Source organism: Microbacterium sp. BF1, from assembly GCF_019279095.1.
Classification (GTDB): domain Bacteria; phylum Actinomycetota; class Actinomycetes; order Actinomycetales; family Microbacteriaceae; genus Microbacterium; species Microbacterium maritypicum.
The window spans coordinates 1-7,898 of the sequence record NZ_JAGYWT010000074.1 but is presented as its reverse complement, the minus strand read 5'-3'; the positions used below and the strand labels follow the sequence as shown (position 1 = coordinate 7,898).

7 protein-coding genes and 2 pseudogenes are annotated in these 7,898 nt (G+C 66.7%); 2 read left to right on the top strand and 7 right to left on the bottom strand.

The window, feature by feature from the left end:
* Window positions 1-139: 139 nt before the first annotated feature.
* The 3 genes and pseudogenes from KZA10_RS04470 to nusA all read right to left on the bottom strand — a co-directional run.
* Window positions 140-301, bottom strand: a pseudogene (locus KZA10_RS04470) (translation initiation factor IF-2 N-terminal domain-containing protein); the annotation flags it as partial.
* A gap of 94 nt (window positions 302-395) precedes the next feature.
* On the bottom strand, window positions 396-650 hold the full coding sequence (locus KZA10_RS04465) for a YlxR family protein (RefSeq protein WP_081603931.1): 255 nt from the start codon (window positions 648-650) through the stop codon (window positions 396-398).
* Between the two features lie 61 nt (window positions 651-711).
* Window positions 712-1,695, bottom strand: a complete 984-nt coding sequence (nusA, locus tag KZA10_RS04460; protein WP_055868799.1) for a transcription termination factor NusA — start codon at window positions 1,693-1,695, stop codon at window positions 712-714.
* Window positions 1,696-1,826: 131 nt separating this feature from the next.
* Between nusA and KZA10_RS04455 the strand changes: the two genes are divergently transcribed.
* Window positions 1,827-3,182: an FAD-dependent oxidoreductase gene (locus tag KZA10_RS04455; protein ID WP_141386379.1), complete on the top strand. Its 1,356-nt coding sequence runs from the start codon at window positions 1,827-1,829 to the stop codon at window positions 3,180-3,182.
* On the opposite strand, the gene KZA10_RS04450 is transcribed toward KZA10_RS04455, so the two are convergent.
* The gene (locus tag KZA10_RS04450; protein ID WP_218682280.1) at window positions 3,151-4,191 is read right to left on the bottom strand and encodes a TIGR00730 family Rossman fold protein; all 1,041 of its coding nucleotides are present in this window, start codon (window positions 4,189-4,191) and stop codon (window positions 3,151-3,153) included. The two genes, KZA10_RS04455 and KZA10_RS04450, sit on opposite strands and share 32 nt — an antisense overlap.
* Before the next feature lie 141 nt (window positions 4,192-4,332).
* Here KZA10_RS04450 and KZA10_RS17715 point away from each other — a divergent pair, with 141 nt between their 5' ends.
* Window positions 4,333-4,644: a pyridoxamine 5'-phosphate oxidase family protein gene (locus tag KZA10_RS17715; protein WP_306300790.1), complete on the top strand. Its 312-nt coding sequence runs from the start codon at window positions 4,333-4,335 to the stop codon at window positions 4,642-4,644.
* Here the strand turns inward: KZA10_RS17715 and KZA10_RS04440 are convergent.
* From KZA10_RS04440 to tatA, 3 genes and pseudogenes are all read right to left on the bottom strand, one after another.
* A pseudogene (locus tag KZA10_RS04440) lies at window positions 4,533-6,644 on the bottom strand (DEAD/DEAH box helicase); the annotation flags it as partial. The gene KZA10_RS17715 and the pseudogene KZA10_RS04440 overlap by 112 nt on opposite strands.
* Complete coding sequence (gene tatC, locus KZA10_RS04435) at window positions 6,641-7,399, bottom strand: twin-arginine translocase subunit TatC (RefSeq protein WP_031206159.1); 759 nt, start codon at window positions 7,397-7,399, stop codon at window positions 6,641-6,643. The pseudogene KZA10_RS04440 and the gene tatC, both read right to left, overlap by 4 nt.
* A gap of 57 nt (window positions 7,400-7,456) precedes the next feature.
* Window positions 7,457-7,693 (bottom strand): Sec-independent protein translocase subunit TatA, encoded by a 237-nt coding sequence (gene tatA, locus KZA10_RS04430; RefSeq protein WP_017830628.1) that lies wholly within the window; start codon window positions 7,691-7,693, stop codon window positions 7,457-7,459.
* Between the last annotated feature and the right edge of the window lie 205 nt (window positions 7,694-7,898).

The window sequence follows — 7,898 nt, the reverse complement described above, 5'->3', positions numbered from 1 at the left end:
GACTTCCCCGGCATCGACCCGATCGACGGCAGCGATCTGAACCAGGCGTCGATCTCGATCGGCTCGCTGACCAGCGCGCAGACCGTCACCCGCACGGTCACCTCGACCGAGAAGGGCACCTTCACCGATTGAGCGAGCTGTCGGCCTCGATCGCCGCGCGCAGCTTGCGCGCCACCGGCGGTTCGATGGTCGAAGACGGGCTCTTCACGAACTCGCCGAGTTCCTTGAGCTTTGCAAGTGCGATCTTGCTGTCGACGCCGAGTTCGGCGGCGATCTCATGTACGCGTGGTTTACCAGCCACAATTCTCCTGTCTGAGTCGGTCCACCCAGACAGGGCAGACCACTAGTCGCGGACGGGTCTCATTTCGAGCCGTTCACTTTGTTTCCATAGCTGTTCAGCCTTTGTTTCTTGGTGGGTGCTGTTCGAAGGTCCGTGTGTCCAGCTGAGTGGTCACACGCAGTGCTCGTCCGAAAGCTCGTCGCCGCAGAGCGGCCTGGATGCAATCAGGTGTCGGATGCACCCACGCGCCGCGCCCCGGCAGGACAGCACTCTCATCGGGGATGAGGGTGTCGTTCTGGGCCACCACCCGAAGAAGGGCGGAGCGGGGAGCACGCGTGCGACAACCGACGCACGTTCGTACGGGTTCCATCTTACACCTGCGTTTCACCCCGCCTCGCCCGTTCCCGGGCGCGGCGGAAGGCCGAAGGGGATCAGTCGAGGACGCTGTCCGGCTGGATGTCGATCTTCGCACCGGTGAGCTTGGCGGCCAGACGCGCGTTCTGACCCTCCTTGCCGATCGCCAGCGACAGCTGATAGTCGGGCACCAGGGCGCGGACGGCCTTGGTGCCGGCATCGAGCACGAAGGAGCTCGTGACCTTCGCCGGCGAGAGGGCGTGGGCGACGAAGGTCGGCAGATCGGCGTCGTAATCGACGATGTCGATCTTCTCCCCCGCGAGCTCCTCGGTCACGGCGCGCACGCGACGGCCCATCTCGCCGATGCAGGCGCCCTTGGCGTTGATCGACGGGTCGTTCGCCTTGACCGCGATCTTCGTGCGGTGGCCGGCCTCGCGGGCGAGCGCGACGATCTCGACCAGTCCCGCCGCGATCTCCGGCACCTCGAGCGCGAAGAGCTTGCGCACGAGCCCCGGGTGGGTGCGGGAGACGGTGATCTGCGGGCCCTTGAGTCCCTTGGCGACGCTCGTGACGTACACGCGCAGGCGTGAACCGTGGGTGTACTCCTCGCCCGGCACCTGCTCCTCGGGGGGCAGGATCGCCTCGACGGCTCCGAGATCGACGTGGATCATGCGAGGGTTCGGACCCTGCTGGATCACGCCGGCGACGATGTCGCCCTCTTTGTCCTTGAAGTCACCGAGCACGACGTCGTCCGCGATGTCGCGCAGACGCTGGCTGATGACCTGCTTGGCGGCGAAGGCCGCGATACGCCCGAAATCGTCCGGCGTGGCGTCCTCTTCGCCGATGATCGCGCCCTCTTCGTCCTTGACGACCTGCAGCACGGCGACGTGGCCGGTCTTGCGGTCGAGGTCGACGCGAACGCCCTCGGGCGTGACGCCGTCGGCGGCGACGTGCTTGGAGTACGCGGTCAGGATCGCCTGCTCGATGATGGCGACGAGTTCTTCGAAGGGGATCGCCTTCTCCTTCTCGATCCCTCGCAGCAGACTCAGTTCGATGTCCATGACGGCCTCTCTATTCAGCTCTCGTCGCGCCTGTTCGCACGCGCGACATCCGTACCACGATACCCTGTGCCCACCGGCTCCCGCACGGCGGCGGCGTCGTCGGGATACGGGAGCCGCTCGAGGAGGAGCACGTGAGCACATTCGACACGATCGTGATCGGCGCCGGGATGTCGGGGCTCACGAGCGCCCGGATGCTCGCCGACGCGGGCCAGAGCGTCGTGGTCCTGGAAGGACGCGACCGCATCGGCGGTCGGATGCACACCGACCGCGGCGCCGGATTCCCGGTCGACCTCGGCGCGTCGTGGATCCATGGGATCGAGGACTCGCCTCTGTGGAACCTCGTCCACGCGCTGAGGATCCCGGCGATCGAATACACCGTGGGCAGCTTCCAGGTGGGCGGGCGCCCGATCGAGAACTTCGACGGCGACGGGCATCCGATGGACGAGGGGGCCACCGCGCAGTGGATCGCCGACGTCGACATGGCCGATCGTCTGCTCGTGGAGGAGATCGCCGCCTCCTCCCCCGGCGACACCTACCTGGATGTGACCGAGCGTGCCCTCGACCGGTCGGGATTCGCCCCGGAGCGCATCGACGACATCCGCGAGTTCTTCCGCCATCGGGTCGAGGAGCAGTGCGGCGCCTGGATCGGCGACCTCGACGCCCATGGCCTCGACGAGGACGCGATCGAGGGCGACGAGGTGATCTTCCCCCGCGGGTACGACGAACTGCCCCGACGCATCGGCTCCGGCCTCAATGTGCGCCTGGAGACGGTCGTGACGCGGGTGAGCCGGTCGGGCGACGGCGTCGTCGTGCACGCGGGCGAGACGCAGTACCGGGCCGCCAGGGCGATCGTGACCGTGCCCCTCGGGGTGCTCAAGGCGGGGACGATCGCGTTCGAGCCGGCACTGCCCGACGCGGTCGCAGGCCCCGTCTCCCGGCTCGGGATGGGCGTCTTCAACAAGGTGTTCGTCCAGTTCCCCGAGCGCTTCTGGAACGAGGGGACCTACGTGATCCGTGCCCTCGGCGAGGCCGGCGAGCACTGGCACTCCTGGTACGACGTCTCCGCCGTCAGCGGCATCCCGACACTGCTGACCTTCGCCGCCGGACCCTTCGGTCGCCGTATTCAGGAGCTTCCCGATGCGGAGATCGTCGCCGACGCGGTGAGTGCGCTCCGGGTCCTCTACCCGGATGCCGTGGGCGAGCCGCTCGCCCACTGGGTCACCCGCTGGGGTGAGGACGAGTTCTCGAACGGCTCCTACTCGCACCTCGCACTGGGTTCCACGCATCACGACCACGACGTGCTCGCAGGGCCCGTCGACGGGGTACTGCACTTCGCCGGCGAAGCCACCTGGGGCGACGAACCGGCAACGGTCGGTGCGGCGTTCTACTCCGGGCACCGGGCCGCGGAGCGCATCCTCGATCGCCCCGTCGACCTCACGGACTTCGCGGCCCGCATCACCGCGCGGGAGCAGACGGAAGCGCGTTGATCGCTCCGATCAGCCGGAACAGGTTGCCCACCTGCCGCTGATCCAGGTGCAGGATCAGACGCGGCAGGTCGAGCTTGTCGTCGTCGGCGACCTCGGGTTGCAGCGGAGCCGTCCGCTCGATCCGGCCCGTCGAGAGCATCGAGGCGAACTGCTGGTTGAGCGTTTCGATCTCGTCATCCGTCGGCACGGCCTTCAGGCGCAGCACCAAGGCGTCGCCGACCCACCGCAACGAGTCGTAGTTGTGCCAGAACCCGGTGATCTCCGCGCGCGCCGCCTCCACCGAATCCGTGATCACGACGCGGTCGAAGTCACCCTCCGAAATCACCCCGGTCGGAGCGAGGTGATCGTCGATGAAGCTGCGCAGACCCTGCCAGAAGGTGCCCCCGGGCTCGTCGAGGAGAACGATGGGGGTCGGCTCGGCCTTCCCCGTCTGCTGAAGGGTGAGCAGCTCGAACATCTCGTCGAGAGTGCCGAATCCGCCGGGAAGGCAGATGAATCCACGCGATTCCTTGATCAGCATGAGTTTGCGTGTGAAGAAGTACTTCATCGCGACGACGTGGTCCTGACCGGTCACGAAGCCGTTCGGCTTCTCCTCGAAGGGCAGCCGGATGGAGACGCCCAGCGAGAGAGCGGGGCCCGCTCCCTCCGACGCCGCCTGCATGATGCCGGGTCCGGCACCCGTGACGACCATCCAGCCGTCGCCCGCCAGGGCCGCCGCCACATCGCGAGCCGTGAGGTAGAGCGGATCGTCATGCCGGGTGCGGGCCGATCCGAAGACGGTCACCTTGGGGACTCCGCGGAACGGCGCGAACAGCCGGAACGCATCGCGCATCTCAGCCAGAGCCGCCGAGGCGATCTTGAGGTCGAGACGATCGGCACCGTCCACGCCGAGCAGGATCGCCGTGCGCACCATGCGCATGATCAATCGTCGATCGGCGTGCACTCCCGCGTCGTCGAGCACGGCGTTGATCTCGGAGCTGAGGGCCTCGGGGAGTGGTTCGTCGATCATGTCACCAGGGTGTCATGCGACGGTGCGACCGCGGGCCGCAACGCCGGGGTGTCGCTGCGAGACGCCGGCACCTCCCTGTCACGGCACCGCCACGGTGTCAATGCCCGTGACCACCACCACGGCAGGCGGCACGCTGATGCCATGACCGAGATCACAGGACCCGAAGCCCTCGCCCGCGTCGCCGAGCTCGTGGAGGACATCGACATCACGATGCTCACCACCACCGACGACGACGGCAACCTCGTGAGTCGACCGATGTCGACCCGGCAGATGGACGATGCCGGCGACATCTGGTTCTTCACCTCCGAAGACACCGTGAGCCCCGCCGCGACGAAGCGAATGCGGGGCTCGTACACCAGGCAGCACGCCATGGCGGCGAGTGAGGGGGCGTCGAGACCGGCCCACAGGCCTTGGCGCAGGGACTCGGCGACCAGCAGATCGCGTTCACCGTAGATACGGCGCATGGTGCGTCCGGCCTCGGTCAGAGTGGTCTCCTCGCCGTCGTCCACGATGTAGTCGAGTGTCTCCAGCACCTCGATGACACGGTCGAAGACGCGCGCGACGGAACCGGTGCGCGTCTCGATCTGACGACGGATCCGGTCGTTCTGGCGCTTGAGCTTCCAATAGCGCTCCGCCCACCGCGCGTGAGCTTCACGATCGGGACAGCGGTGGCAGGGGTGGCGCTGCATCTGCGTGCGCAATGATTGCATGCGCTTCATGCGCTTGTCGCGCGACGCACGCGGCGCGTTCGAATCCTGTCGGTTCTTCTTCTCGAGGTCGCTCAGCTCGCGCCGGATGGCCGCGTACTCGGGGAAATCTCCGTGCTCGCATGCCATCGCGCTCTGGTAGCCGGCCAGAGACTCCTCGGCCTCGCGCACCTGACGCGCCAGCCCGACGACGGCACGGTCCGCCTGGAACTGCGCGAACGACGATTCCAGGATCTGCCGGGCCCTGACCTTGCCGAACATGTCGATCAGGTTCACAGCCATGTTGTACGTGGGGCGGAAGCTCGAATTCAGCGGATACGTCCTGCGGGAAGCGAGCGCCGCGACCGCCTGCGGATCCATGCCCTCGGTCCACTGCACCACGGCGTGACCTTCGACGTCGATGCCTCGACGCCCGGCGCGCCCGGTGAGCTGTGTGTATTCCCCCGAGGTGATGGCGACACGGGCCTCGCCGTTGAACTTCTCCATCTTCTCGAGCACGACCGTACGCGCCGGCATGTTGATCCCGAGCGCGAGCGTCTCGGTGGCGAAGACGACCTTCACGAGCTTGCGCTGATAGAGCTCCTCGACGACTTCCTTGAACGCGGGCAGCAACCCCGCGTGGTGCGATGCGACGCCGCGCTCGAGGTTGTCGAGCCACTCCCAGTAGCCGAGCACGCCGAGGTCTTCCTCCTGGAGGGTGCGCGTGCGCTCCTCGACGATGGCGCGGATCTCGGAACGCTCCTCGTTCGAGGTGAGCCGGATCCCTGCCCGACGCACCTGCTGCACGGCGGCCTCGCACCCGACCCGACTGAAGATGAAGAAGATCGCCGGGAGCAGATTCGCCCGCTCCAGAAGTCGCACGACGTCGGGGCGATCCATCCGCTCGATCCGGCGTGCGTTGGCGGCGCGTACCGGACGACGGCCGCCTCGCTGAGGCCGCTTCGCCTGACGACCGGCGTGGCGGTCGCTGCGGTAGGACTGCGCCTGACGGTTGTTCTCGTATGTCGTGCCCGTAGAGGAGCGGATACGCATCAGCTCCTGGTTCACCTGCGCGGTGGCCGGGCCGGCACGATCGTCGAAGAGCGGCAGGAGGTCGTCGCGGACGAGCACGTGCTGCTCCAGCGGCACAGGCCGGATCTCGGAGACGATCACCTCGGTGTCGCCGCGCACGGTGTCCAGCCAATCACCGAACTCCTCGGCGTTGGATACGGTGGCGCTCAAGGAGACCAGGCGCACACGCGCCGGCAGGTGGATGATGACCTCTTCCCACACCGCGCCGCGGAAGCGGTCGGCGAGGTAGTGGACCTCGTCCATGATGACGTAGCGCAGGTCCCGCAGCGCCGAGGAGTCGGCGTAGATCATGTTGCGCAGGACTTCGGTGGTCATCACGACGATGCGGGCGTTGCCGTTGATGTTGGTGTCGCCGGTGAGCAGACCCACCTGATCGGCTCCGTAGACGTCGACCAGCTCTCTGAACTTCTGATTGGAGAGCGCCTTCATCGGCGTCGTGTAGAACGCCTTGTCGCTCGCGGTCTGCATCGCGAGGTGGATCGCGAACTCACCGACGATGGTCTTTCCCGCACCCGTGGGGGCTGCGACCAGTACGCTGCGTCCGCTCTCGAGCGCGTGGCAGCCTGCGACCTGGAAGGCGTCGAGCTGGAACTTCTGCAACGCCGCGAACGCTGTGGACTGCGGGTGCTCCACTGCCTCCTGCGCGCGCGCGTACCTCTCCGAGGGCGAACTCATGCCGGATCCGGCAGAAGCCCTGATGCCTCGTCGCGTTTGCGTTTGCGTCGATCGAAGATCAGGGAGAGACCCGCGGCGGCGAAGAAGAGGACGATCAGGATACCCGCGAGCATGAGCATGCTGACGACGTCGGCGGCCGGCGTCGCGAGAGCGGCGAACACCGTGGCGATGATGATGGCGACCCGCCATCCCTTGAGGATCGCTCGGCCCGACATGACGCCGGCGAGGTTGAGAGCGACCAGGAACACCGGCAGCACGAACGAGATGCCGATCACGATCATCAGCTTGAAGATGAAGTCGTAGTACTCCTGGGCGGAGTAGAGGTTCGTCGCTCCGGCCGGGGTGAAGCTCCACATGAGCTCGATGATGTGGGGCATGATCATCACCCCGAGGTAGCAGCCGGCGAAGAACAGCGGAACGGCAGCCACGACGAAACCGATCGTGTACCTGACCTCTTTGCGAGTGAGGCCGGGCATGATGAACGCCCAGACCTGCCACAGCCAGACCGGAGCCGACAGGAAGATGCCGATGGAGAACGCGATGCGCATGCGCATGTCGAACGCCGAGGTGATGGTTCCGAAGTTGAGCGCGCTGAAGTCGTCTCCGCGCTTCTCGGCGATGATGCGCACCGGTTCGGTGATGAAGTTGATGATCGGGTCAGCCACGAGAAAGGCGATGACCATGCCGACCACGAGAGCGAGCGCAGCGAACATGAGGCGCTTGCGCAGTTCGACGAGATGCGCGCCGAGCGACATCCGTCGATCCCGATCCGCCTTCGGCATCACGGTCGGTTCGATGGCTACCACGGCCGGTCAGGCGCGGGGCGGAGTCTCAGGGTCGATGCCCGAGTCCTTCACCGTGGTCGGGTCGACGGCTGCGGACTCGGTGCGAGCGGCGTCATCGTCCTTCATCGCCTTCATCTCGCCCTTGAACACGCGGGCGGACTGACCCATGCTCTTGGCGAGGGCCGGCAGCTTCGCCGCACCGAAAAGAAGGAGGATCACTGCCAGCACGATAAGCAGGTGCCAGCCTTGCATTCCAGCGAACATGTCAGGTTTCCCGTCGTCGGTGAGCGTTCGATCCAGTCTACAGATCAAACCTTTGCTTCGGGTTGGCGATAGAGGGCGAGTCCTGCGGCTGCCCACTCCCTGGTCGCCGCGCGGGCTACACCCGGTTCCAGGACCTCCATGGCTCCCCCGAAGCGCGCCGCGAGCCGCTTGATGCCGCGCGGGTCGGCGAGATGCAGCCGAGTGG